Origin of the sequence: Parabacteroides sp. AM08-6, assembly GCF_003473295.1 — a bacterium.
Taxonomy (GTDB): domain Bacteria; phylum Bacteroidota; class Bacteroidia; order Bacteroidales; family Tannerellaceae; genus Parabacteroides.
In genome coordinates this window covers 14,312-39,677 of record NZ_QRMP01000010.1, presented here as the reverse complement: position 1 = coordinate 39,677, position 25,366 = coordinate 14,312, and the positions used below count along the sequence as shown (strand labels likewise).

Annotated in this window: 23 protein-coding genes and 1 pseudogene; 7 read left to right on the top strand and 17 right to left on the bottom strand. The window is 42.6% G+C overall.

Annotation, left to right across the window (positions count from 1 at the left end):
* Positions 1-10 precede the first annotated feature (10 nt).
* The 7 genes from dprA to DW103_RS08895 all read right to left on the bottom strand — a co-directional run bounded on the left by dprA (position 11) and on the right by DW103_RS08895 (position 7,994).
* A complete protein-coding gene (dprA, locus tag DW103_RS08925; protein ID WP_122275259.1) occupies positions 11-1,120 on the bottom strand; it encodes a DNA-processing protein DprA in 1,110 nt (369 codons plus the stop codon).
* The gene (locus DW103_RS08920; protein WP_122275257.1) at positions 1,121-1,522 is read right to left on the bottom strand and encodes a thioesterase family protein; all 402 of its coding nucleotides are present in this window, start codon (positions 1,520-1,522) and stop codon (positions 1,121-1,123) included. It lies immediately after the preceding gene.
* On the bottom strand, positions 1,522-2,781 hold the full coding sequence (locus DW103_RS08915; protein ID WP_122275255.1) for a peptidase U32 family protein: 1,260 nt from the start codon (positions 2,779-2,781) through the stop codon (positions 1,522-1,524). Before DW103_RS08915 ends, DW103_RS08920 begins: the two co-directional genes overlap by 1 nt.
* 370 nt (positions 2,782-3,151) lie before the next feature.
* The gene (locus tag DW103_RS08910) at positions 3,152-5,299 is read right to left on the bottom strand and encodes an alpha-N-acetylglucosaminidase (protein ID WP_122275373.1); all 2,148 of its coding nucleotides are present in this window, start codon (positions 5,297-5,299) and stop codon (positions 3,152-3,154) included.
* An 87-nt stretch (positions 5,300-5,386) separates the two neighbouring features.
* Positions 5,387-6,814 (bottom strand): Gfo/Idh/MocA family protein, encoded by a 1,428-nt coding sequence (locus DW103_RS08905; RefSeq protein ID WP_122275253.1) that lies wholly within the window; start codon positions 6,812-6,814, stop codon positions 5,387-5,389.
* A gap of 131 nt (positions 6,815-6,945) precedes the next feature.
* Entirely contained in the window at positions 6,946-7,623 is a 678-nt protein-coding gene (locus tag DW103_RS08900) for a hypothetical protein (protein ID WP_122275251.1), read from the bottom strand.
* Positions 7,624-7,637: 14 nt separating this feature from the next.
* Positions 7,638-7,994 carry a BlaI/MecI/CopY family transcriptional regulator gene (locus tag DW103_RS08895; RefSeq protein WP_122275249.1) on the bottom strand — a complete coding sequence of 119 codons (357 nt, stop codon included), beginning with the start codon at positions 7,992-7,994 and terminating at the stop codon, positions 7,638-7,640.
* Between the two features lie 218 nt (positions 7,995-8,212).
* On the opposite strand from DW103_RS08895, the gene dusB reads away from it, so the two are divergent.
* Positions 8,213-9,196, top strand: coding sequence for a tRNA dihydrouridine synthase DusB (gene dusB / locus DW103_RS08890; protein ID WP_122275247.1), 984 nt, complete (start codon positions 8,213-8,215; stop codon positions 9,194-9,196).
* A 385-nt stretch (positions 9,197-9,581) separates the two neighbouring features.
* On the opposite strand, the gene DW103_RS08880 is transcribed toward dusB, so the two are convergent.
* The 3 genes from DW103_RS08880 to DW103_RS08870 are packed head-to-tail and all read right to left on the bottom strand — an operon-like array spanning position 9,582 to position 13,057.
* Positions 9,582-10,337 (bottom strand): succinate dehydrogenase/fumarate reductase iron-sulfur subunit, encoded by a 756-nt coding sequence (locus DW103_RS08880; RefSeq protein WP_122275243.1) that lies wholly within the window; start codon positions 10,335-10,337, stop codon positions 9,582-9,584.
* A 19-nt stretch (positions 10,338-10,356) separates the two neighbouring features.
* Positions 10,357-12,300, bottom strand: a complete 1,944-nt coding sequence (locus tag DW103_RS08875) for a fumarate reductase/succinate dehydrogenase flavoprotein subunit (RefSeq protein ID WP_122275236.1) — start codon at positions 12,298-12,300, stop codon at positions 10,357-10,359.
* A gap of 34 nt (positions 12,301-12,334) precedes the next feature.
* Positions 12,335-13,057: a succinate dehydrogenase/fumarate reductase cytochrome b subunit gene (locus tag DW103_RS08870; RefSeq protein WP_122275235.1), complete on the bottom strand. Its 723-nt coding sequence runs from the start codon at positions 13,055-13,057 to the stop codon at positions 12,335-12,337.
* 614 nt (positions 13,058-13,671) lie between these two features.
* Here DW103_RS08870 and DW103_RS08865 point away from each other — a divergent pair.
* The 5 genes and pseudogenes from DW103_RS08865 to mobV all read left to right on the top strand — a co-directional run bounded on the left by DW103_RS08865 (position 13,672) and on the right by mobV (position 18,254).
* Positions 13,672-14,904, top strand: a pseudogene (locus DW103_RS08865) (site-specific integrase).
* 11 nt (positions 14,905-14,915) lie between these two features.
* Positions 14,916-15,305: a hypothetical protein gene (locus DW103_RS08860; protein WP_122275234.1), complete on the top strand. Its 390-nt coding sequence runs from the start codon at positions 14,916-14,918 to the stop codon at positions 15,303-15,305.
* A 34-nt stretch (positions 15,306-15,339) separates the two neighbouring features.
* Positions 15,340-15,654 carry a hypothetical protein gene (locus tag DW103_RS08855; protein WP_122275233.1) on the top strand — a complete coding sequence of 105 codons (315 nt, stop codon included), beginning with the start codon at positions 15,340-15,342 and terminating at the stop codon, positions 15,652-15,654.
* Positions 15,655-15,884: 230 nt separating this feature from the next.
* Positions 15,885-16,760 (top strand): toprim domain-containing protein, encoded by an 876-nt coding sequence (locus DW103_RS08850; RefSeq protein WP_233545648.1) that lies wholly within the window; start codon positions 15,885-15,887, stop codon positions 16,758-16,760.
* Between the two features lie 195 nt (positions 16,761-16,955).
* Positions 16,956-18,254 (top strand): MobV family relaxase, encoded by a 1,299-nt coding sequence (gene mobV, locus DW103_RS08845; protein WP_122275231.1) that lies wholly within the window; start codon positions 16,956-16,958, stop codon positions 18,252-18,254.
* A gap of 109 nt (positions 18,255-18,363) precedes the next feature.
* Here mobV and DW103_RS08840 read toward each other — a convergent pair whose 3' ends face one another.
* The 7 genes from DW103_RS08840 to DW103_RS18445 form a co-directional block, all read right to left on the bottom strand.
* Positions 18,364-18,846, bottom strand: coding sequence for a nuclear transport factor 2 family protein (locus tag DW103_RS08840; RefSeq protein WP_199652998.1), 483 nt, complete (start codon positions 18,844-18,846; stop codon positions 18,364-18,366).
* Positions 18,847-18,867: 21 nt separating this feature from the next.
* Positions 18,868-19,461 carry a flavodoxin gene (locus DW103_RS08835; RefSeq protein WP_122275230.1) on the bottom strand — a complete coding sequence of 198 codons (594 nt, stop codon included), beginning with the start codon at positions 19,459-19,461 and terminating at the stop codon, positions 18,868-18,870.
* A gap of 4 nt (positions 19,462-19,465) precedes the next feature.
* The gene (locus DW103_RS08830; RefSeq protein ID WP_370453472.1) at positions 19,466-20,482 is read right to left on the bottom strand and encodes an alpha/beta fold hydrolase; all 1,017 of its coding nucleotides are present in this window, start codon (positions 20,480-20,482) and stop codon (positions 19,466-19,468) included.
* 113 nt (positions 20,483-20,595) lie between these two features.
* Positions 20,596-21,843, bottom strand: a complete 1,248-nt coding sequence (locus tag DW103_RS08825; RefSeq protein ID WP_122275229.1) for a DUF418 domain-containing protein — start codon at positions 21,841-21,843, stop codon at positions 20,596-20,598.
* 20 nt (positions 21,844-21,863) lie between these two features.
* Positions 21,864-22,346, bottom strand: coding sequence for a cupin domain-containing protein (locus tag DW103_RS08820; RefSeq protein ID WP_122275228.1), 483 nt, complete (start codon positions 22,344-22,346; stop codon positions 21,864-21,866).
* A 12-nt stretch (positions 22,347-22,358) separates the two neighbouring features.
* On the bottom strand, positions 22,359-24,002 hold the full coding sequence (locus DW103_RS08815; RefSeq protein WP_233545653.1) for an alpha/beta fold hydrolase: 1,644 nt from the start codon (positions 24,000-24,002) through the stop codon (positions 22,359-22,361).
* A complete protein-coding gene (locus tag DW103_RS18445; RefSeq protein ID WP_233545654.1) occupies positions 23,944-24,096 on the bottom strand; it encodes a hypothetical protein in 153 nt (50 codons plus the stop codon). Before DW103_RS18445 ends, DW103_RS08815 begins: the two co-directional genes overlap by 59 nt.
* Positions 24,097-24,271: 175 nt before the next feature.
* Between DW103_RS18445 and DW103_RS08810 the strand changes: the two genes are divergently transcribed.
* Positions 24,272-25,168 carry an AraC family transcriptional regulator gene (locus DW103_RS08810; protein ID WP_122275226.1) on the top strand — a complete coding sequence of 299 codons (897 nt, stop codon included), beginning with the start codon at positions 24,272-24,274 and terminating at the stop codon, positions 25,166-25,168.
* Positions 25,169-25,366: the final 198 nt, after the last annotated feature.

Here is a 25,366-nt window from a genome sequence, read left to right as displayed (position 1 = left end):
CTTTAATTATTTATAGAAGTTTGTAAATGTTCCCAGGCATTCCTTTCACAACTCCATTCATTTCCATTTCAAATAACATTGTTGAAATTATATGTACAGGCATATCGAGAGCGCGAACCAGTTCATTGATATGTATTTCTCCTTTTTCACGCAAGATTGCGGTTATCCGGGCATGTTGGTCGTTTTCAGGAAAAAGTAGTTCTGTTTGTATTGCATCCGGTTTTGTCGAAGTTGTCATCTCCCAGCATAAAGCTGAAATAAGGTCGGAAGCTGAAGTTATAAGCCCGGCTTTGTTTTGTCGTATTAGGTTGTTACAGCCCTTGGAATGAGAATCGTTTACACGTCCTGGAAAGCAATAAACATCTCGTCCATACGAAAAGGCAATGTCGGCTGTGATGAGAGAGCCACCTTTCTCGGCAGATTCGATAACAACGGTTGCATCCGCCATGCCTGCTACAATGCGGTTCCTTTTGATGAAATTAGGCTTGTCCGGATCTGTCCCACTGGCGAAATCTGTCAGCAATCCTCCTCGTTCAAGCATTTCAATGGCAGTATTCCGATGGGCTGATGGATATATGCGGTCCAGGCCATGCGCTAATACGCCAATTGTAGGCAATTGATTTCGTAAAGCGTTTCGATGGGCACAAACATCGATACCATAGGCTAATCCGCTTATAACAAGTAAATCCGGATAAATAGCAGCCAGTTCCCGGATAAGTGTTTCGGTCAGGTCTCGTCCGTAATCCGTTGCATTGCGTGTCCCCACAATACTGATGATACGGGCTGCATTTAAATCTGCATTTCCTTTGAAATAAAAAAGGACAGGAGCATCCGGACATTCTCTCAATCGGGTCGGATAATCCTCTTCGGTCATGAAATAGCAGGAAATCTGATTCTTTTCGATGAAGGAAAGTTCTTTTTCTGCACGTAGAAGCACTTCCGGGCGTTTAATCTCGGCAGCAGTGAAACTTCCGATTCCCGGAATACGTTCCAATAATTGTTGCTTTTCAGCAAATACGGCCTCTGCGTCGCCTAAGGTTTGTAGCAGTTGACGGGCCAGGATGTCTCCTACACCGTTAATCATAGTCAGGCCAATTTGGTAAATCAGTTTGTTAGTCATTTATTCTATTCTTTTTAGCATTTCATCGAAATATTCTCCTCTTGTTAATTTCCCGTTTTCGACGATAACAGATTCTACAATACCTTTGGTTGCGAGAGCACCGTCCGAAACTCTATAAATATCCTGTTCAAATACCAGTTTCACCCCTTTTTTGTAAACATTCAGGCAAGAGGTATAGCTATCGCCGCTTCGCAAAGAATTTTTATACTGGATTTCTACGCGTGATACGAAGCCATCCACCCCTTTTTCGTGCATTTTCCCGAAATTTTCACCAAGAGACTCCAAGAATTCATGGCGCGTATGTTCCATATAATGCTGATAATTGGAATTGTTTACCACCCCTTGCAGGTCACATTCGTAGTCGCGGACTTTGTCTGTCAGTTTAAAAAGGTATTCTTTCATTATATCAATTCTTTAGTGATACGATTGGGTTCCATTTTGTATAACCGGTCGGACGGGCGAATTTTCTCGCACACCTTAAAGGAAAAGCGTTCGCCTTTGAGCGTCTCTTCTACCGGTTTTAAATCCACGCGAATTTCGTCGATAGTCTGCATCACCGCTCCTGTTGTCGGACCTGTGATTAATATTTCGTCACCTACTTTCAGCGAACCGGATTCCATTTCAAATTCGGCGACACCTATTTTGTCGAAATATTTAATGCCTTTTGCTACATATACTTTCTTTTTGGTGGCTCCCGAACCATATTTACTACTCCATTCGCCAAGGCGCTGCCCTAAATAATACCCGTCCCAGAAACCACGGTTGAAGACACTGCGCAGACGTTCGTCCCAGATGGCCACTTTTTCTTCGTTAAAAGTCCCGTTACAATAGGCACGTACCGCTTCTTTGTAGCATTCCGTCACAAGACGCACATATTCCGGCCCACGGGCACGTCCTTCAATTTTAAATACACGTACGCCTGCATCCATCATCTTATTCATAAAGTGAATGGTTTTCAGGTCTTTCGGAGACATAATGTACTGGTTCTCTATGTCAAGTTCGATGTTGCTGTCCTTATCTTTTACCGTGTAGGCGCGCCGGCATATCTGCATACAAGCACCTCGGTTGGCAGATGCATTCATTTCGTGCAGGCTGAGGTAGCATTTTCCCGAAACGGCCATACATAAAGCTCCGTGGGCAAACATTTCAATGCGGATAAGTTCACCCCGGGGACCTGTTATTTGTTGTTCGACAATTTGCTGATAAATTTCGTGTACCTGTTTCAAGTTCAGTTCACGGGCCAAAACGACCACATCTGCAAAGCGAGCGTAAAATTTCAGTGCTTCCGCATTGGAAATGTTCAATTGTGTGGAAAGGTGCACTTCCTGCCCGATGCTATGCGCATAATTCATTGCAGCTACATCGGCAGCAATGATGGCGGAGACTTCTGCAGCCTTGGCTGCATCAATGATTTCGCGCATCAAAGGTAAATCTTCCCCATAAATAACCGTATTGACCGTAAGGTAGCTTTTAATACCCTGTTCCCGGCAAATGGCGACAATCTTGCGCAAATCGTCCGTTGTAAAATTATTGGAAGAACGTGAGCGCATATTCAATCCTTCGATACCGAAATAAATTGAATCGGCTCCTCCCTGGATAGCTGCCATCAGAGATTCATACGAACCCACAGGTGCCATTATTTCAAATTCTTTTTCGTTCAAGATATTCTACATTTATGTATTTCAACCACAAAGTTAGAAATAATATCTGAATCACCGCCCGGGGAGGGGATGGCTTCACAATACGATGTAGAAAATATACGATATAAAACTTTCGGGTTTCAAAAGGAAATGGAATTTCTCATCCATTTTGTGAATCAACCGTAAGTGACAGAATGTTCATCATTTTTGTGTTTTGCAATCTGTTTGATACGTTAAAAAGGGTTACATGTGCGGGTAATTTATTTTACCCGCCATGCTAATCCGATTTAGTCGCTATGATAGTGACATTTTGATAATCGGGGAAATTTATTGCTGTGACTTTTCAGAGAAGATATTTCATATAGCCGGATTGATATATCAATTAGTCAAATTAGAGCCCGACCTCTTTCCATATTCTTTTAGCGGTTATAACCACATCTCCCTGAGGAGAATCGGAATACGTATTATGCTGTAATGTCCAGGGTTCTTCTATGCTGTAAAAATCGATTTCTTTTGGATTTTCACCTCGCATTTTTGCTTCCAGATAATTGAAATAGGTGCTCCAGCGATAGCGATAGAAATCTTTCAATAGACCATTCCATTCCCTATGAGCATAATCGCGCAATCCACCTTCTGCCGCTTGCCGGTTTCCCCAAGTTGTAATCTGCACACGGGCGTTCCATTCATACAAATCTTTTTCATCTTGTGTTTGCCCTAATTTGCGGGCTTTATTAATCCATGAGCCAACCTTGAATTCAGGGCGGGTCCCCAACAATTCATCCTGACAATCTATCAGATGTAAATATTGGGTGGACAACATCTTAAATGCTTTTATATTCCCGGCATGATAAGCCGCGGTAACTGCCCGTTGTACAACACGTCCTTTTTCTGTTATCGCTTGCCGCAAAATATCTATTAAATCGTATTCGAAGTTATTATTCCCTTTGTATTTATCTGCAACCGATAGAAATAAACGGGCAGCTTGTATTACATCTTCGGGATTGTAATAAACCTCACAGTTTGACCAACTGGAAACTGTAGTGATTACTTCTGCCGGACGGGCACAAAATACAGATTCGGTCGTCCCTTCCTGTACAGACCGGTCAGGGCAATTGTAGATTGAATTAGATAATAATTTCCAAGCTTCCATTATTTGAGAATCGTTTGTGCCATAACGGGCAAAAGTATAATTCCTCAACCATTCGTCTTTCTCAAAACGCTCATTGCGCCAAGGAAGTTCACAAAGCAATTCGAACATGACAGGATTGTTTTCTGAGCCTTCCATGGTAATTCCCACGCCTTTCAACATTTCTCCTTTGGAGCCGGATTTTGCGTCATAAAAACTCTGTATAACATGATTCATTTTTCCATGTAACCCCACATTCCCTCCGAAATTTAGAAGCATACAATACAACCAGTCATGTTTGCCATAGCCATCTTTCCTGTACCAGGTAGATTGAGGATCTCCCCATTGGGGGCGACTTTCGCTAAACAAATCCAGTACCAATAAATCTCCTTGGGGAAGATTCTCTATCATTGCCTGATGGGGACAAGCCTGCCAAGCCTGCATCACCCATACGGCTTTCGGATTGGCTGTTTTCATTTCCCGCATAATGGCTTTGCCTGCAGCATCCAGGTCTACCCCTTCCACACTGCCTCCCTCATGAAACGGATCCATTGAGAAGTAATTTGCCTTGCCATACAATTTTTCCAGTTCTTTATAATATAATTGGGCAATTTCACCGAAACGGGGGTCTGTCGGTTGCAAGAAAGCCGGACGTTTGTAAGCACCCCAATTACCGGGATCGGAAACGTTTAATCCGATTTTCTCTTTTGCATTATGGGGCACAATGCCAGCATAACCCGGAAATACCGGTTCTATGCCATATTCGCGCATTCGCTTCACAATCCGCTGTTGAAGAGCCGTTTGCTGTTTATACCAGTTGTCGGGATTAGGACCTCCCCAGCCTTCCAGATTGTTCATCAGCCACCAAGCTAAGAAACCGGGACCGGCTATAAAATCATTGATTTCACTTTTCGTATATCCAAGTTTTTCCAGTACATTATACCACACTGTTTCAACTCCGACAACGGACAAAGGAATATTAATCCCATGCAAAGCCATCCAGTCGATTTCCTTTTCCCAACGTTCCCAATCCCAGAAAGCCATTGTGTAAGAATAAGTACAATAATTCAAATCGTAACGATATTTCATGGATGTCTCACGACGCTCTTTCTGGGTAACCGGGGGTAGTTCTGCCGGCAATTTGGCCTGCATACCGTTCCACGACAGATGGATGCCTGCGTAATATTTTAAATACCAATTAATGCCGGTCGCAATATTCACATAATTATTACCTCGGACCACTACTTTTTTACCTTTCTGGTCCAATTCAAAGAAATCCTGATCTGACTTCACCTTTTCAATCAGAAACTTTTTAGAAGCTCCTTTGTCTATACGTTCCAAAAGTTCCTGTATCGGGGATGCCTGAACGGAAAGGCAGGTTATCAAAAGTAGTAATACACATTTTAGTTTCATAAAATCAACCATTAAAACAATTACTAAATTTTTCCTTCTGTACGTTGTTTAGGAGAATTTCCCGAATAAATCTCTACTTACATTTTATCATTTCGGTTGTTCAACGACTCCTGTATTTCCTCCTCCTCTCAGAGTTAAATCGACGGGTTTGTTTTTTTGCCAGGAACCACAGGTGAAGTCAGGTACATCGATTGAATTTGAGCGGTTGGCCACCGACCAGTAACTTAACGGAGTAATGCTACACCAAGTTGCAGCATCATATACATCCATGTCGAGTGGCAGACCATTGCGCAGACAATCAATCATACGCCAGTCCATAATGAAATCCATGCCACCATGCCCGCCGATTACTTTTGCTACATCTGCTATATGTTTGACCATTTCAGGTGTATACTGCTCCTCCAACTCACGCATCTTTTCCTCGCTGACAAAATTATCACCGAAGGCAATTTTTCCTGGTTCCGGGAACTTACGGCAAGAACCTTTGGTTCCGGTCAGGACATGTAGACGATCGTAGGGATGTGGGGTACTCACGTCATGTTGTATCATAATCGTTTTGCCTTTTGCCGTGCGGACTGTAGAAGTATTCATATTTCCCCGGTATTTCATTTCGGCCATCGGCTTATAATAATCATTCTGAGCAGCTAATTCTTTCGCTTTGGCTTCCATCAGAAAATCATTGGTCGACATGGAAGTCATATATTCCATCTTGTCACCTCTGTTGATATTCATAGCCCAGCATACCGGTCCCAATCCATGTGTCGGATAAGGATTTCCACTCTTATGGTTCTCATCCCAACGCCAGGTAGGCCATTGCGGTTCTCCGAACATACCACTCAGCAACTCATGGATATAAGCACCTTCACCGTGAATTACCTCACCGAACAATCCTTTCTGTACCATGTTGACCGTCAGGATTTCGAAGAAGTCGTAACAACAATTTTCCAACTGCATGCAATGTCTCTTAGTCCGTTCTGAAGTCTCTACCAATTGCCAGCACTCTTCCAATGTTCCGGCGGCCGGGACTTCTACTGCCACATGTTTGCCGCATTCCATTGCGTAAATGGCAATTGGCGTATGCCATTTCCAAGGAGTGGCAATATAGACCAAATCGATATCTTCCTGTTCACATAATTTTTTCCAACTGTAATCATCCCCGAAATACTCTTTTGCCGGACGACGGTTAAAACGTTCCAGCGTTTTCTGATTATCCTTTACGGCTTTTTCCCGAAGATCGCATAGCGCGGTGATTTCTACATCCTTTACATTCATCATGCGTGTCACGGCCCAACTACCCCGGCTACCGATTCCTACATAACCAATCCGGACAGTAGGAATAGCAGGAGCTGCATATCCACACATATTAAAATTTTGTTTTCTGTTTTTTCCTTTTTCTACGGCTTTACTAACAGCTTCTTCCGCTTCCTTCACGGAGGTGCAGCCTGTACCTGTCACACCTGCGAGTAATGCTCCAAAGCCAAAAGATGTACCTTTTATAAAATCACGACGTTGCATATATTAAAATGTTATTTGTTAAAGAAAATATGCGGCAAAAATACCAAAAAGATTTTTATCACACCTTTTTCTCTGTTATATTGTATCAATCGCTTATTCATAATGAACTTTTAAAATAAAATCCGGCAGTTTCAATGTACATGGATGAAACTGCCGGATTTTACGAATTTCCGTGAATAAACTATTTTTGTATGAGGTCGAAAGTCTGATATTATTTTCTGATTACCTCGTATTTTACATCGAATTTGATTTTCTCTTTTTTTCACGAGTAACAGTTGATATTTTGTTGCATCGATGCCTTGATTCAAAACGCCTTTGTCTGCTTGATATTCGTGAATATCCCGCAATTCGCGTTTTAGAAGCCATGCGGCGGGGTTGAACCACTGCATGATAGAAATTATTTCTATGAAAATGATATCGAAGGAATGACGGTAGTGGAGATGCATTTTTTCATGTGTCAATATCTCTTCCGGATTATTGATGTAATCTTCTTCTGAGAGAATAATGTAATATCCCCAACTAAAGGGTGCAATAGGCTGGGAAGTCAGAACCAATGTGTATTCTCCTTCTTTTTTATTAATTCCTGTTCGAATAATCCGGAACATTTTATAAAAGGACAAGCAGACAGTCAACAGAAAAAAAACATATCCGCCCAGATAGATTATACCGGCCCATTTTCCCCAAGATGTTTCCTTTTTTATGAGGATTGGAACGCTTGTTGATATATTGCTGAATAACGCTTTGAAGCAGATATAAAATATAGCCAGACAGATACCGGATTTTAGTATATATAGAAGGAAGGTTTCCATAAGTTCTTTAGATTCTATTTGTTTTTAATCTGCCGGATTAAATCCTGTAATTCATCAATTGTCAGGGCTTCTTCCTCTATCAACGTGGAAACCACGCGGGTATAGGAGTTGTCGTAGTATTTAGTGATGACCTGTTTCAGGGAGTTTCTCCGGTATTCATCTTCTGAAACCAACGCATAATATTGGTGTGTGTTGCCGAACACCTTGTAGCCGATGTATCCTTTCTCTTCAAGGGAGCGGACAATTGTTGACAAGGTATTATAATGGGGCTTCGGCTCGTCTTGCAAATCCAATAGTTCGCGGACAAATAAAGGGCCTTGAAGCCAAAAGTAGCCCAAAATTTCTTCTTCTTTCGTTGTTAATCTGACCATACTACATCTTCTTTTTAAAGGAATGTCCAAATATAACTATATTCTTTAGTAGTACAACTATATTATATAGTTATTTTACTATAAATCGTAGTAGGTTCCCCATTTTTCCTTTTACTTGGAGGAAAAAGAGTACCTTTGTGTCCTTAAATTTTGATTTTTCCGTAAGTCCATAACGATTTTTTGTTTTTGAGATTATCTTTTTTTACACAAGGCATGATATGAAAATTGGTACAATAGATTTAGGCGAACGCCCGGTTTTTTTAGCTCCGATGGAAGATGTGACGGATATTGCATTTCGCTTGATGTGCAAACGTTTTGGAGCGGATATGGTCTATACCGAATTTGTTTCCAGCGATGCTCTTATCAGGAGCGTCAATAAAACGCAGCAAAAGCTGACGGTTGCCGACGAAGAGCGTCCGGTCGCTATTCAGATATATGGAAAGGATGTGGCTTCCATGGCTGAGGCTGCCCGAATTTGCGAGGCTGCCGGCCCGGATTTGTTGGATATAAACTTTGGTTGCCCGGTGAAAAAAGTTGCCGGGAAAGGTGCAGGGGCCGGGATGCTCCGTAATATCCCTTTAATGCTTGAAATAACTCGTGAGGTAGTGAAGGCTGTCAGTATCCCTGTTACGGTTAAAACGCGTTTGGGTTGGGATGCCGATAACAAAATAATTGTAGACTTAGCGGAACAATTGCAGGATTGTGGTATTGCCGCCCTTTCCATACATGGACGTACCCGGGCACAGATGTATACGGGCGAGGCGGACTGGACATTGATAGGAGAAGTAAAAAATAATCCGCGTATGCATATTCCTATCATCGGAAATGGTGATGTCACTTCTGCAGAGATTTGTAAGCAGCGTTTTGAGCAATATGGAGTAGATGCTGTGATGATAGGCCGGGGTAGTATCGGCCGACCTTGGATTTTTCGTGAAGTCAAACATTATCTTTCTACCGGCGAGCTTCTGCCGGATGAAGCTTTTTCCTGGTATTTGGATATTTTGAAAAAGCAGGTATTGCAAAGTGTGGAGCGTTTGGACGAACGTCGTGGTATCCTTCATATTCGTCGTCATTTGGCGGCAACTCCTCTATTTAAGGGTATTGCAGATTTTAAACAGACTCGTGTGGCGATGTTGCGTGCGGAAACAGTAGAAGAACTCTTCAATATCTTGGATTCAATACCTGGGAAGTTTGATATTTAGATAAAAAGTGTTGATTTCTAATTTATCCGGAGTCCCTGAATAATGATATAATATAAGTATGAAAACGCATACAGTGTCAAATCTTAAAGATAATGTGGCAAATTTGTAATAAAGTGATATAAAGGGTATTGTTTATACTCAAAAATACATTATATTTGTACCGAGTTTTTTTCATAGTATTTTAGATCTAAGGTTAACAAAGTCTTTGCGGAGGGGGAGTCGGGAGATTGTTTCGCTGGAAAGCAACAAAAAAGTCGCATCCATTCTAATTATAGGGAGTGCGACTTTTTTGTGCGCGCTTTTTCCCCTAAATCTTCTTGTGTGGAAATGAAAAAGGCTGCTACCTGAAGATAACAGCCTTTTTTGCATACATATATATAATGTATTAGTCTTTCAGCTTTGCACTGATGAACTCGCGGTTCAGACGGGCAATGTTGCTGACGGAAATGTTCTTCGGACATTCCATTTCGCAAGCACGTGTGTTGGTACAGTTACCGAAGCCCAATTCGTCCATTTTGGCAACCATCGCTTTGGCACGGCGAGCTGCTTCAATCTTACCTTGAGGAAGGAGGGCCAACTGGCTTACCTTTGCTGAAACGAACAGCATAGCTGAACCGTTTTTACAAGCAGCAGCACAGGCACCACAACCGATACAAGCAGCAGCATCCATAGCCAAATCTGCATCAGCTTTAGGGATAGCGGTTGCATTTGCATCGGGTACACCACCGGTATTTACCGAAACAAAACCTCCTGCCTGAATGATTTTATCGTAAGCATAGCGGTCTACCATCAAGTCGCGGATGACCGGGAAACCGGCAGAACGCCATGGTTCGATAGTGATGGTTTCGCCATCGTGGAAACGACGCATATACAGCTGACAGGTTGTAGCACCTGTAGCCGGTCCGTGTGGATGTCCGTTTACATACAATGAACACATACCGCAAATACCTTCACGGCAGTCATGGTCGAATACAACAGGTTCTTTACCTTCGTTGATTAGTTGCTCATTCAGGATATCCAGCATTTCCAGGAAAGAAGTTCCCTGATTGATGTTTTGAAGCTGGTAAGTTTCAAACTGGCCTTTTTCTTTCGGGCCTTTTTGACGCCAGACTTTTAACGTGATATTTATATCTTTATCCATGATTCTAAATTTTTTGTAGTTACTTCTTATAGTTACGTGTCTGGGGTACTACGAATTCATAATTCAACGGCTCTTTCAGCATAACAGGGTCTTTATCTTCACCCTGATATTCCCAACAAGACACATACATGAATTTGTCGTCATGACGAAGTGCTTCGCCTTCTTCAGTCTGATGTTCTGTACGGAAATGACCACCGCAGGATTCTGCACGGTCCAAAGCATCATGAGCCATCAATGTTCCGATTTCAATGAAATCAGCCAATCGCAATGCTTTTTCAAGCTCGATGTTCTGGTCGTTGCTCTGACCCGGGATACGGACGTTGGTCCAGAACTCCTTTTTCAGGTCTTTCAACATCTGGATAGCTTCTTCCAATCCTTTGGCATCACGTGCCATACCGATGTGTTCCCACATGATATGACCTAATTTCTTGTGGATGGAATCAACTGATTCTTTACCCTTGATGCTCATCAATTTCTCGATACGAGCCTGCAAAGCCTTTTCTGCTTCGGCAAATTCAGGTAAATCTGTGCTGAAGCGCGGAACCTGGATTTGGTCGGACAGATAGTTTTGGATAGTATAAGGCAATACGAAATATCCGTCGGCCAATCCTTGCATCAAAGCAGATGCTCCCAGGCGGTTTGCACCATGGTCGGAGAAGTTGGCTTCACCGATAGCGAACAGGCCGGGAATAGAGGTCATCAGTTCGTAATCTACCCACAGACCACCCATAGAGTAGTGCAGGGCCGGATAAATCATCATCGGAGTTTCGTATGGATCGTCATCGGTAATTTCTTCGTACATATCGAACAAGTTACCATATTTCTGTTTTACTACTTCTTTTCCCAGACGGTTAATGGCATCGGAGAAGTCCAAGAATACGGCTAAGCCGGTATTGTTTACACCGAAACCGGCATCGCAACGTTCTTTTGCAGCACGTGAAGCTACGTCACGAGGTACCAAGTTTCCGAATGCCGGATAACGACGTTCCAGATAGTAATCACGGTCTGCTTCAGGAATATCTTTTCCCTTTTTTGTTCCGGCCTGCAAAGCCTTTGCATCTTCCAACTTCTTCGGGACCCAGATACGACCGTCGTTACGCAGAGATTCTGACATTAAAGTCAGTTTAGACTGGTAATCGCCGTGTACAGGAACACAAGTCGGGTGAATTTGCACCATACAAGGATTAGCAAAATAAGCACCTTTCTTGTAACACTGCCATGCTGCAGAACCATTGGAGGCCATCGCATTGGTAGACAAGAAGAATGTATTTACATAACCACCGGTTGCCACTACGACTGCGTGGGCGGAAAAACGTTCGATTTTACCGGTAATCAAGTTGCGGGCAATGATACCACGGGCACGGCCGTCAACTTTTACGACATCCAGCATTTCGTGACGGGTATACATTTTAACTTTATTCAAACCGATTTGACGGCTCAGGGCGGAATAAGCACCCAGCAACAACTGCTGTCCGGTCTGTCCACGGGCATAGAACGTACGTGATACCTGTGCACCTCCGAATGAACGGTTGTCCAACAGACCTCCGTATTCACGTGCGAAAGGTACACCCTGTGCTACGCACTGGTCGATGATATTGTTGGAAACTTCTGCCAGACGATAAACGTTTGCTTCGCGGGCACGATAGTCACCACCTTTGATTGTATCATAAAACAAACGGTAAACAGAGTCACCATCGTTCTGATAATTCTTTGCTGCATTGATACCACCCTGTGCAGCGATAGAGTGTGCACGACGAGGAGAGTCCTGGATACAGAAATTCAGCACATTGAATCCCATTTCTGCTAAAGAAGCAGCAGCGGAAGCACCGGCCAAACCGGTTCCGACTACAATCACGTCCAAACGACGTTTGTTTGCGGGATTCACCAGTTTCTGATGATCTTTATAATTTTTCCACTTCTCGGCCAACGGCCCCTGAGGGATTTTAGAATCTATTTGAGTCATAATGATTTATTTTCAATTATTGTTACACCTTAAATTAAAGTCCCGGGCAAGCAACAAGTCCACCGCCTACGCCATTCAGATAGAATACGATAGTGATAATAGCGAATACAGCGCAGATAACAGTTGCTACGATCTTAGAAATACAGATCCAACGGTTCATCCAGATTGTGTTGTTCCAGCCGATAGTCTGGATAGCACTCCAAAAACCGTGAGTCAGGTGGAACCACAAAGCGGCATACCATACCAGATACAATACCGTGTTCAGGATGTTGCCTTGGAAGTAATAATTAATGAATGCCGCACCATCCTGAGGAGATACGGTCGTTGTCCCATCGCAAAGAGTAACCATGTGATTGCCCATTAGTTCGGCGAACATCATCTTATACCAGAATTGGCTGAAGTGCAACACCATGAACAGGATAATGATAATACCCAGTACCAGCATGTTTTGGGAAGCCCATTCCACGCCTTTCGGACGAGCGTTAATTGCATAACGGTCGTTACCGCGAGCCTTACGGTTCTGCAGCGTCAGGATAACCGCATACAAAAAGTGAATCACAACGCCTGCTGCAAGCACTAAAGTAGCAGCCACGGCATACCAATTAGCTCCCAACAATGAGCAAATCATGTTATAGGCCTCTCCGGAGAAAGCAGCCGCCACATTCATTGACAAGTGGAACAATAAGAACAAAACGAGAAAAAGGCCTGATACACTCATTATCAGCTTTTTCCCGATAGAAGAATTAAGTAACCACATAAGATAATAATTTAAGTTATTTAATTGTGTTTAAAAATTTCAGCTAACCTATGTAATTGTCACGCAAAGGTAGACTAAATACGTATATCACGCAAACGATTAAAGAAATATTTCGCCAATTGACAGGATGTTCGTTATTTGAGCGTTTTGTAATCGTATTGATACGTTAAAAAGGGTTACATGTGCGGGTAATTTAATTTACCCGCCATATTAATCCTATTTAGTCGCCATAATAATGACATTTTGATAATCGTGAGCCTACATAAAATCTGAGATAGTGAGACTTTTTAAGATTGTGGTGAAATTTTTGTTATATGTTGTGTCGAAAAGATTACGTTTAGGATAAAATTAAAATAAACAACTCCGCAGAAAGCAAAAAAGAGCAGAGCGTAGCGAATCAACTGTAAAAGTGTTCGTTACGCTCTGTTTTTGTCTTCGGGTGGCACAATAACACGTGCTATTAAAGCCAATATGCGACAGAGTTGAATTACTAAGTCATTACCAAACACAAAATGCAAATAGTTTGGTAATCGTATCTTATTCAGTGATTTGCGTATATTTGCGTATCAACGAATAACTCTAAGAGAACTAATTTTGTAACCAAAAAAAGAGTTATGCGTTCGACATTCAAAATTTTAATGTATCTAAAGAAAGGCAGCGAGAAACCTAACGGAAACGTGCCTTTAATGTGCCGTCTGACAGTGGACGGAGAAATCAAACAGTTCAGCTGTAAAATGGATGTTCCACCCCGACTGTGGGACGTGAAGAGTGGCAGGGCTTCGGGCAAAAGCATCGAAGCACAGAAGATAAACCATGCCGTTGATAAAATCCGAGTGGACGTGAACCGTCGCTATCAAGAGATGATGCAGACGGACGGATACGTTACCGCTGCCAAATTAAGAGATGCCTATCTGGGTATCGGTATCAAACAAGAAACCCTGCTCAAACTTTTTGAGCAACACAATGACGAGTTCTTAAAAAAGGTGGGACACAGCAGGGCACAGGGAACATTCGCACGCTACCGCACTGTATGCAAGCATATTTGAGAGTTCCTGCCCCACACCTACAACCGCAAGGATATACCGCTGAAAGAGTTAAATCTCACCTTTATCAACGACTTCGAGTATTACCTCAGAACGGAACGTAAATGCCGTACCAATACAATATGGGGCTATATGATTGTATTGAAACACATTATCTCCATCGCTCGAAATTCGGGCGTATTGCCGTTCAATCCCTTTGCAGGGTATATCAACAGCCCCGAAAGCGTGGATAGAGGCTATCTCTCGAAAGAGGAACTACAATCACTAATGGATGCACCCATGAAGAATAAGACTTACGAACTGGTGCGAGACCTATTTTTATTTTCGACCTTTACAGGTTTGGCGTATTCGGATGTTAAGAACCTTACTATGGATAACTTGCAGACATTTTTTGACGGCAAGATGTGGATTATCTCCCGAAGAAAGAAAACCAATACGGAATCCAATATCCGACTATTGGAAGTACCCAAACACATCATCGAGAAGTACAAGGGAATGACAGGCGATAACCGTTTATTCCCTGTTCCGAGCAATAGCAGTTGCAACGAGAAATTGAAAAAGATAGGCACTCAATGCGGTATTAAAACCCGACTGACCTTTCATGTTGCCCGTCATAGTGCGGCAACAACCATACTGTTATCCAATGGAATACCTATTGAAACCGTTAGCCGTATTCTCGGACATACGAACATAAAAACCACTCAAATCTATGCGAAGATTACCAATCAGAAGATTAGCCAAGATATGGAAATCCTATCGCGTAAGATTGGAGATTTGGAAAAGAGCTTGTGCAAAACCATCTAAAAAAGTGCGCCATGAAAAGAGAGATAATCACAATCAGCGAGAACGGTATAATCACCATACCGGGTGCAACCACCACTCCGATTCTAATGAGGGATTTTGAGATAGCGGAGTTATTCGGGGTATATAGCCTAACGGTAAGGGCAGCTATCAAAGCGGTATTAAAGTCGGGGGCGGTTGCTCCCGACTATACGCACGGTGGTGTAGTAGTTGGTAAGAGCATTTTACCCGATTACTTCGGGCTGGATATGATAACCGCCATCGCTTTTCGCATCCACTCACCACAGGCACAAGCGTTTCGGGAGTTGGTTTTAAGCAGACTAAGCACAGTCGGCAAACCAGCGACACCGCCCCTGTTTATTCAAGTGAGTTGCGGTAAGCGAAATAATGAGTTCAAGAACTAACCACATCAATAACCCATTATCACAATAACCCATTATGTCAAGAACCAAAGAACTCAAAATAACCGTTTCGGAATTAGGTTGTTATAGCCAGTTGGTAGCGGAACTCAACAAAAAACGGCTACTCGCTGACTACGATTTAAGTACCATCGAATTGAAGGTAAAGCACAACAAGCCCAAACCGATACTCAAAAAAGATGTAGTCGAACTCATCAACAACCTGCTACGCTACCAACCAGCAAACAGGGAACGCTTAATCAACAAGGATAGTACAGGAGAACAAGGCGTACCGCTTCAATCCCGATTTCTACTACTAACAGAGTGGTTTAGTTTATTTTGGGCATATATATAATAGAGTAAAGTAAAACGGTGCTACTGGCTGGTTCGGTGGCGGTTTAGTTTATTCTGTATCCTATATATACAATCTAAACTAAACCTATATGGAGAGTTATTTCGCCACATAGATAGGTTGCTGGCGAAAAGAAAAAAGATTAATCACATTAAACCATCATTCAAATGACCATAGAACAAGCTAAGAACATCGCCATTGCGGAGTATCTGCAAAGTTGCGGCATCACCCCCGTGAGAGTACAGGGTAACAGCATTTGGTATCTCTCGCCACTTCGCACCGAGAGCGAACCGTCCTTTAAAGTGAACCAATCCCGTAACGAGTGGTACGACTTCGGTTTGGGCAAAGGTGGCGATATAGTGTCGCTGGCGATGCGGTTGCACGGAACGGACAGCGTAGCATACGCACTGAACGCCATCGGGAGCAACACGCCTAACATCAAAACCCTCTCTTTCTCTTTTCGCCAGCGAGAGAGTTTTGACAGTTTCGAGGATATAACCGTCAAGCCACTCGGTAACGCTGCATTGCTCCAATTCCTTGCCGAACGGCAGATACCCACATCATTGGCAAGGCAGGCTTGCCAAGAGGTGTATTACAAGCATAACGGCAAACCTTACTTCGCCATCGCCTTTGGCAATGAGCAGGGAGGGTATGAGCTTCGCAATAAGTATTTCAAAGGGTGCTTTGCCCCCAAAGCGGTAACCGCTATGAACAACGGTGCTACATCGTGTTGTCTGTTCGAAGGGTTTATGGACTATCTATCCTACATGGTGTTAAAACAACGTAACAGTCCAACCCCATCTATAATAAAGGAAAGGGACTACTTCATTTTGAACTCCACCGGTAGCACGCCCAAACTGTTGGACAGGCTCGCAAGGTACGAGAAGATATATTGCTACTTGGACAATGATGAAACAGGCATGCGTACCACCATCGACATACAACAACGGTATGGGGTGAAGGTGTCCGACCAATCGGTACACTATCGAGGGTACAAAGACTTGAACGATTACCTGTGTGGAAAACGGCTTACCCGGTCAGTAGAGTTGTCCCAGCCAACCAAGCAGACCGAACCGCCCAAAAAGAAAAACAGGGGTTTCCGTATGTAACATGCAGCACGCTTTCCCCACAGGTATTTACGAAAGAAATACCATAGCTTATTAGGGCTTTTTCTTCACGCTTCGTTGCACTTCACTAAAAAAGCCCCAATAAGCCAAAGGGTTTGCAACCCTCTGGACACCCCAAATCGGCAGTGGGCTGCCGAAGCAAAGAGCCTTAAAGTTAAACAATAAAATCAGAAATAAATGGGATATGCAGTATTACATCTGGAGAAAGCAGTCGGTTCGGATAGTGGAATGTCGGCACACATTGAGCGAACCATCGCCCCGAAAAATGCGGATGCTAACCGCACGCATCTCAATTGGGAGATGATAACGTTTCCCGATGGAGTCACCAACCGCACCGAAGCGATTCAGCACCGACTGGAAACAGCAGGGTTGCAACGCAAGATTGGTAAGAATCAAGTTCGGGCGGTTCGCATCTTGCTTACGGGTAGCCCCGATGACATGAAACGGATTGAACAAGCAGACAAGTTGGATGATTGGTGTCGGGATAACCTCGATTGGTTGAAGAAGACCTACGGAGCAGAAAATATCGTTTCAGCGGTGGTGCATCTTGACGAGACCACACCCCACATCCATGCCACGATGATACCTATCGTTACAGGCGAGCGGAGAAAGGCGAAAGCGGAGCAGACAACAGGTAAAAAGAAGTATCGAAAGAAATCCACCGACACCGCCCGACTGTGTGCCGATGACGTGATGAGCCGTGTCCGACTGAAAGAGTATCAGAACACTTATGCCGAACAGATGGCGAAGTATGGATTACAACGGGGTATTGACGGTTCTCAGGCTAAACACGTTACCACTTCTCAGTATTATCGGGACTTGCTTACACAATCCGAAAGCGTACAGGAGAATATCACGCAGCTACTTGAACAGAAAGAGCAAGCGGAACAGGAACTATCTTCTGTCAAAGCCGACATCAAAAAGGAGAAGTTGAAAAACTCCGCTGCGGATGTGGGGGCAACTTTATTGGATGGTGTCGGCTCTCTCTTCGGAAGCTCAAAGACCAAGCAACAGCAGCAACAAATCGAAGCCCTTACAGCCGAGAACTGCAATCTTTCCAATGACATCAAAGAGTTGAGCACTAAGATTAGTGCGATGGAGATTGAGCATAAAACCGCCACTGACAAGCTATCGGAACAGTTGAATAAGATTTTTAACTACTTTCCGCATATAAAAGAACTGTTACGTTGGGAGGGCTTTTTGCGAAGCATTGGGCTACCTGATGATATGGTTCGCAGGCTATTCAATAAAGAAACGGTTGTAGGCTCTGGCGAACTCTACTCAAAGGAGCATAGCAAGCGGTTCAAAGTTGAAAATGCCTCTCTGAAATTGGAACAGGATAAGGCAAAACCCGAAAACATCCGCTTCACCGTCAATGGAACGGATGTATTCGATTGGTTCAAGCAAAAACAAAGGGAGTTTCTTTCATCATTAGGAATAAATATAAAAGAGAGGACACAACAACGAAAATTGTAGATGCACCAACTATTAGATCATACTAAAATCCCAATAAAACGCTGCTTATATCACTGATAAACAGTTTTTTTTGCTAAATTGCAAATTTTCCTGCATAATAGATAACCGCTTATTCTCTGAGCAGTCGAGTAAACGACAGCGAACCTAATTTCCATTTACCATCCATCAATATGTATACCTCCGTCACCATAAAAGGATTGACTACTTCGTTGCCTCCGACAACGGCTGTTAGACGGATTCTGTCTAAGATGATAGCCGTATTGCCTATAAAACGGATCGATGTTTCTTTTATTTCTGTGTGCTTATAATGGATTCCACCGCTTTTGATGGTATTTATCTCTTGTTCCTTATTCATCGTACCTCCCATATGGACGAAAACAGCTTCTTTGTGAAATAGGTCATTCAGTGAATCTACATTTTTATCTGACATCCACTGCCATTTTTGCTTGGATAAGTTTAAAAGTTCCTGTTTTGTCTTTTCGTCGGTCGTTTCCTTTTGCTGTGCATGTAGACTTTGCAAACTCATTATTGATAAACCCAAAACAAGAATTGACAACATCAAATAGTTCTTTTTCAATACTTTCTTTTTCATGATGTATGTGTTATTAATTAGTTATTTATCTACAGTTTGTACACCTATTTCCTTCAGCCAACTATCTAAATTGGTATTTTTATTAGTTGTTCCAAAACCTTTTAAATGCTTCGAATTCGGTGTTAGCTCAACTATTTTTGCCAACGTTTCATCCCTATATGTTGCTTGGTAAGTGCAAAAGGGAATTACTGTTTTTCCCGAGAAATCATAGGCATCACTCTCTAAAAAAGACCAAACAGCCATCGGAGCGGTGTGCCACCATACGGGGCAACCTACAAATATTGTATCGTATTGGTCAAAATCCTTCACTATAGCTTTCAACTTAGGGCGAATGCCCTTATCCAGTTCTTCTTTTGCCACCTCGGTACATGGTGTATATTCGGTCGGATAAGGATTTACGGTTTCTATTCTGAAAAGAGTGCCACCACTATAGCGGGCTATATTCTCGGCAACCTGTTGAGTAGTACCACCCCAACTGAAATAAGCAATGAGAATTTTGCGGTTCCTAACTTCAGGAATTGTATTTTCCTCTATAGAGCTATCGTTCTTTCTTTCACATGCTAATAGTGGATATGTGGCTATCAGCATAAATAGAATTAATACTATATTCTTCATAACGTTACTTATTATTGATACCTTTCTCTTTTATCCATTCGGATAACAAATCAGCTATTACTACATTATTTAAGTCAGACATTGGGAAATGTGTGTTTCCATATATCCCGATCTTGGGTAGTTCGATAAGGGTAGCATTTCCTCCGTACCTATTGATTGTTTCTACAAATTTACGACCCATTTGAAGGCGAACACGCCAATTCTCACTACCGAGTTTATCTGTTACCTCTTCCGGGATATAATCTCCGAAATATAGAACAATCGGGATTTTGGTAAGTTTCATAAACTCTGCCATCGGCACCCCTGTTCCTGAAAGTGTACCTGTAAGGCTTGGCATGGGGTTGGGTACTTCATCTTCGGGAAAAACATAGCCGCCAGGTTCGTAAGAAACAATAGCTCGCACGTTCGAATTTTGTATTCCTGCCATCCAACCCGGATAACCTCCAGCCGAATGAGTGACGACTATTCCTTGTCCTATCTTATTCATCAGGGCGTTGATGGAAGATAGTACCGGTTCCATGCTGTGCGTACTAATGTCAGGAGTCATTTGGCGGAAGAATTGTTCTAAAGCTGCCGAATCGGTCGGAAATTGTACCCCTTTGTTGAAGTGCGGCCACTGACCGATACGGAATATATCAAACCAGAACTGTTCATCGGCAAGTGGTTTGAGTTCCATTTGAGCAGTAGTTCGGCCGGCACGTCCGCGACCGGGAAGATCGATCAGGTATGTGCCGAATCCACGCCGCAACATCAAGGTATTGAATCCCTCTCGTCCATCGGGTGTTGTTTGCCAACTACGTGCCGACTGTCCGTAGCCGTGGATGAAGATCAGAGGCATTTTATGGGCATTCACCGGTAATTGATAATCAACAACAGCATGATCGGCATGAAAACTCTGCCCCTGCTCTACTGATTTTCCCCAACCTGCAAATTGACTGTTATCATATTCGCCCGGATGTTTCAATACCGTTCCACCAACGGCAAAGCTGCCTTGTTCTTTGATAACGAGAAATTCATTCATATCACTTTTATCACATTGCTGTTTGCATCCTGTGAAGAACGCAAGACTCATTATTAATATGGCTATATATTTCATATTATTTTCTAACATAAATCAGATTGTCTAATTAATAATTATTGTTTTTTTCTAAATGGTTGTACTTTAAAATAGGTAGCTGAGCGCCAAAACCACTCTAAAGGACCATATAGATAATATTTCAACCAAAAGGTGCTGAGTATAGCCTGTATAATGTATACAACCAAACCCAAAACAAATACCTCAGTAGTTCCCCAACTGCCGAATATTGCTCCTAATCCCCACATGGAAAACAGAATCCCTCCGGCAATACTTTGTGTTACATAATTAGTCAAGCCCATACGTCCGTAAGGTATGATGACATTCAGATACATTCTAACACTATTTGTCTGATATAGAATGATAAACCCAAGTGCTAAAGTCCCGGAAAAAAACACTGTATGTATATCATTAAGTGCCATAGATAGTAACATCACAGTAGATAACCCTTCGCCCGACATAAGCATCCTGAAAGTAACTTCCTGCAATGGTATCAGACTAATAAGCACACAAACAAGAGTAAATCCTACAAAAAGTAGTATGTTTCTTTTTTTATGTGTTTCTATTCCTTCAAAGAATCGCAAACGTCCTACGACCAAGCCCAATATAAAAAGAGCCATTGTAATATATCCGCGTCCGTTTAACCCGAATTGATAATTTAACTTCCTTATAAATCCGGTGGTTAAATTTCTTTCAGCCGACTTGAAGAACGATGGCTTTTCCTCTGTCTCTCTTGAAGATACTGCCCTGTTTCTACCGGTTTCACTTGATACAGCTCTTTGTGACATGTTTGTTGTTTGCTCGGTTTTTACTAAACGGTCATAACTTGTTGAAATAATACGGGGTGTGCCGATCAACAGAAGCACCGCAATAACAATCAACACCCAATTTTTCAAAGGAAAAAGTAATACCATGATTACTCCGAAAGCAGCATATATAGTTAAAATATCAGCAGTAAAAAAGCTATTTCCAACGATACCTATTGCAAAAAGAACGACCATGCGCCATATAAAACGTTTTCGAAAATCGATACCTTTTTTAGCGCCACGATCCATCTGTATAAAGAAACTTAACCCGAAAAGAAAGGCGAAAATATTAATAAATTTACCCATTATTACATGTTGTGAGAGCCATTGAATAGCTGTGTCCAACATTGGGAATCGAGGTTCAGGGGGCAGCATGTCTGAAAAAACGCCAAAATGTTGTAACATGTGCATGAGAATAACACCAAGCAGTGCAAACCCTCTTAGTGCATCCAGAACGTGAATCCGACTTTGGGGAGATGAAATAGTTTGACTTTGTTCCATTTTTATTTTCTATTTGATAATTATTTGTAGTTGTTATACTCTTTGTCTGTTACTGGCTCAAACCATTCAACAGCACCCTTAGATGGTTGCGTGCCGATGGCAATGTGCGTAAATTCGCTATCGGGAGCGGCTCCGTGCCAATGAACCACGTTTGCGGCAATCTTCACCACATCGCCGGGCAGAAGTATTTGAATGGGTTCTCCTTTCTGCTGGTAGTAACCTTTGCCGGAGGTGCAAAGCAATATTTGTCCGCCCGGATGGGAGTGCCAGCTATTGCGAACGCCCGGCGCAAAAGTAACGTTGCCTACTGTGCAGTCCATCGAGTCTGCGGCAGTAACGAATCTTTCGAGCCATACATTTCCCGTGAAATTAGGGCTATTCTCCATCAATGCTCCTTTGCTGAACACGTTTTTCGGTATATTCATTTCCTGACTCTCTTTCTTTTGACTGCAACACGCATTGAATAACAAAGCGATTACGATTAGACATAGAATATTTCTCATGACTATATAATTTTACTGTAAATATTGTTTGTAGAATGCGTCCAATTTTGGAAGCGTGATGTTAAGATAATCCGGACGGTCATACAAATCGACATGCGTAGCACCGGGAACGATGAATAACTCTTTGGGTTCAGAGGCTTTTGAATAGGCATCTTCACTGAAATAAGCAGATACGGCATTTTCTCCGACAATAAAGAGTAGCGGACGTGGCGAAATGGTTTCAATCTGCACAAACGGGAAAAAATTCATCATCGGTGCAAGGCTGGTATATGAATAATATGCAGTAGAGTTGGGATGATTACCCCGTGGCGTATCATAATAATCCAGAAAATCAAGGGCGTATTGCGGAGTAGAAGCATCCACCTTTTCAGGCAATGCACGAATGTCACGGCGCTCCGCCCCGCCAAACTCGGCTGTACGCTGAGTGCCTATTTGGTCGAGCGTTACCATGCGTTGTTCGTAAGTAGTGGCATCGCCTACCCCTCTGCGGCGAGCTCGCCCCATATCATACATACTGATGGTTGCAACCGCCTTGATACGATGGTCTATTTGTGCTGCGCTAACCGAGTAACCACCACCACCACAGATGCCTAATACGCCAATCTGTCCGGCATTGACAGCCGAATGATTGGATAGAAAATCAACTGCTGCACTGAAATCTTCAACACGCACTTCGGGCGATTCCATCTGACGTGGATAACCACCGCTCTCTCCGTAATAGGAGGCATCGAATGCCAGTGTTATATAACCCAATTCTGCTAATTTACGGGCATGCAAACCTGATGTCTGCTCTTTAACTCCACCAAAGGGATGACCAACGATAATGGCGGAATATTTTTTCGATGAGTCATAATCCGCAGGGAAGTAGAGATTGCCGACTACATCTATCAAAAACCGGTTATGAAAAGTCACTTTCTGTATCTTCACCCCGCTTTCCACTATTGTAGTCGGCTCAGCCGAATTGCTGAGTGGCATTTTGTTCTGCAAAATTTCGTTCAAAACCATACGTCCGGCATCAGCTTCGTTACGTCCGATTTTACTTTCGACAATAGAGAGAAGATCTCGAAGTTGACGAGGACTGACGCCAACATGTAAAGCTATATTTATATGTCCTGCCATCATCGGTTCTACCCCACCGATGGCGACAAGAACCGACAGCGTGGCAATCTCTCGCTCGGCATACGTCAGTACATCACGCTCAAAGAGATCGGCAAAGAGATGTTCTTTCAGAAAACGTTCAATTTCGGGTGCAAGTATTGCGTAATCGGCTTTAGGAGCATCGGCAGGAGTACCGGATATTTCGGCAAGAATATCCCGCCCTCGTTCATATTTGGTGCGAGAGTCTGTGATAGGCAACGCCTCACGCCCTCTATTGTCTGTGATGCCTTGCGTTTTACGCTCATTAAGCACGGCTACGAAAGTTTGCAAGCCCCTCAATGCTCTGGGAAAGCCGCAATAAGCATAGGAGTGAACCAACACCTCTTTTATTTCATTGACAGTCATTCCCGCATTAAGCCCCTCATTCAATGCTGGTTTTAGTTTAACCAGATCGCCTTTACCCGTCAGGGAGGCAATCGAGACGATGTGTTGTTCTTTCTTATTCATCTCCTGTGCTGATTGTGCAGATACGGACAATACGATGAAAGCCGTAAGCATGAGTAAAATAATCTTTTTCATTCGCTATATTTTCTTTATGATCCACCCGTAAATCGTTTTTGCAAAGATAGAGCGTGCATAGATGTTCGTCCATAGATGAATTACGGTTTAAAACACCAATTTTACTGATTGTGATTTATAGGTTGCCGCACAATAACACACCTTACGGAATCACTAACCAAAATTACAGATTCTATGAATGTTCGGATAAATACCAATTGAGTTTTTGTATATTTGTGGAAAGTTACTTTCAACAACATAATATTATTATGGGAGATATTATAAAATTAGATTCCATTCAGGACTACAACGAGGTCTTAGGGGTCGAAACATTGCATCCGTTAGTGAACGTTGTCAACATGTCCGAATTAGATGTAATTCGTCATGGGCGTAAAAACTTTGGGTTCTATTGCATTATTCTCAAACAAATTGATTGCGGGCCGCTTCTTTACGGTCGCAATCAGTATGATTATAAGGATGGTACTCTTGTGTTTGTTGCTCCAGGGCAAATTGCCGGTGCTAATGATAACGGCGAAACTCGCAATCCTCATGGATGGATTCTTATGTTTCATCCTGACCTGCTGCGAGGTACGGCACTTGATAGGCAGATGAAAGATTACACATTCTTTTCATACGGGGCAAACGAGGCATTACATATGTCGGAGCGTGAACGACATATTATTATCAACTGTTTCAAAGAAATTCGTGAAGAGCTGGAACATGCCATTGACAAACATAGTAAACAAATTGTTGCGGCAAATATTGAGGTACTGCTAAATCATTGTGTACGTTTTTATGACCGTCAGTTCATTACTCGTGAGATTGTGAATCGTGATTTGTTAAGTCGTTTTGAAAATTTGCTTGGTAGTTATTTTAATTCGGACAAACCTCAGCAATTAGGTTTGCCTTCTGTTGCATGGTGTGCCGCAGAGTTACATCTCTCTGCCAACTATTTCGGCGATCTGATTAAAAAAGAAACAGGTAAATCGGCGCAAGAGTATATCCAATTGGCTACCGTAGAACGAGTAAAAGAACTACTCACACAAGGCAAGCAATCTATCAGTGAGATTGCTTATATATTAGGGTTTAAATACCCACATCACCTAAGTCGCCTTTTCAAAAAAGTAGCCGGTGTAACTCCGAATGAGTATAGGAGTGTGAGTTAAAGTTTTCGAAAATTAAATCAATAGCCCCCCGATTACAAGCCTATTCCATAGTTAGGGTACAGTTTAAAATCGGAGAACTTTGCTTTTGTGTAGCTGAAAACTAAATATTATTTTTTAGATTGCAATAAAGAATATTTTCGTATTTTTGTTCTCACAAGAGTTATTTGAAGGTACAACATCGCAAAACGCTGAAATACG

Excerpts from the sequence above, each read along its gene's own strand:
- dprA (WP_122275259.1), bottom strand. The coding sequence starts at position 1,120 with ATGACTAACAAACTGATTTACCAAATTGGCCTGACTATGATTAACGGT.
- DW103_RS08920 (WP_122275257.1), bottom strand. The coding sequence starts at position 1,522 with ATGAAAGAATACCTTTTTAAACTGACAGACAAAGTCCGCGACTACGAA.
- DW103_RS08910 (WP_122275373.1), bottom strand. The coding sequence starts at position 5,299 with ATGAAACTAAAATGTGTATTACTACTTTTGATAACCTGCCTTTCCGTT.
- DW103_RS08905 (WP_122275253.1), bottom strand. The coding sequence starts at position 6,814 with ATGCAACGTCGTGATTTTATAAAAGGTACATCTTTTGGCTTTGGAGCA.
- DW103_RS08900 (WP_122275251.1), bottom strand. The coding sequence starts at position 7,623 with ATGGAAACCTTCCTTCTATATATACTAAAATCCGGTATCTGTCTGGCT.
- DW103_RS08895 (WP_122275249.1), bottom strand. The coding sequence starts at position 7,994 with ATGGTCAGATTAACAACGAAAGAAGAAGAAATTTTGGGCTACTTTTGG.
- dusB (WP_122275247.1), top strand. The coding sequence starts at position 8,213 with ATGAAAATTGGTACAATAGATTTAGGCGAACGCCCGGTTTTTTTAGCT.
- DW103_RS08880 (WP_122275243.1), bottom strand. The coding sequence starts at position 10,337 with ATGGATAAAGATATAAATATCACGTTAAAAGTCTGGCGTCAAAAAGGC.
- DW103_RS08875 (WP_122275236.1), bottom strand. The coding sequence starts at position 12,300 with ATGACTCAAATAGATTCTAAAATCCCTCAGGGGCCGTTGGCCGAGAAG.
- DW103_RS08870 (WP_122275235.1), bottom strand. The coding sequence starts at position 13,057 with ATGTGGTTACTTAATTCTTCTATCGGGAAAAAGCTGATAATGAGTGTA.
- DW103_RS08860 (WP_122275234.1), top strand. The coding sequence starts at position 14,916 with ATGAAAAGAGAGATAATCACAATCAGCGAGAACGGTATAATCACCATA.
- DW103_RS08855 (WP_122275233.1), top strand. The coding sequence starts at position 15,340 with ATGTCAAGAACCAAAGAACTCAAAATAACCGTTTCGGAATTAGGTTGT.
- mobV (WP_122275231.1), top strand. The coding sequence starts at position 16,956 with ATGGGATATGCAGTATTACATCTGGAGAAAGCAGTCGGTTCGGATAGT.
- DW103_RS08840 (WP_199652998.1), bottom strand. The coding sequence starts at position 18,846 with ATGAAAAAGAAAGTATTGAAAAAGAACTATTTGATGTTGTCAATTCTT.
- DW103_RS08835 (WP_122275230.1), bottom strand. The coding sequence starts at position 19,461 with ATGAAGAATATAGTATTAATTCTATTTATGCTGATAGCCACATATCCA.
- DW103_RS08830 (WP_370453472.1), bottom strand. The coding sequence starts at position 20,482 with ATGAATGAATTTCTCGTTATCAAAGAACAAGGCAGCTTTGCCGTTGGT.
- DW103_RS08825 (WP_122275229.1), bottom strand. The coding sequence starts at position 21,843 with ATGGAACAAAGTCAAACTATTTCATCTCCCCAAAGTCGGATTCACGTT.
- DW103_RS08820 (WP_122275228.1), bottom strand. The coding sequence starts at position 22,346 with ATGAGAAATATTCTATGTCTAATCGTAATCGCTTTGTTATTCAATGCG.
- DW103_RS08815 (WP_233545653.1), bottom strand. The coding sequence starts at position 24,002 with ATGCTTACGGCTTTCATCGTATTGTCCGTATCTGCACAATCAGCACAG.
- DW103_RS18445 (WP_233545654.1), bottom strand. The coding sequence starts at position 24,096 with ATGGACGAACATCTATGCACGCTCTATCTTTGCAAAAACGATTTACGG.
- DW103_RS08810 (WP_122275226.1), top strand. The coding sequence starts at position 24,272 with ATGGGAGATATTATAAAATTAGATTCCATTCAGGACTACAACGAGGTC.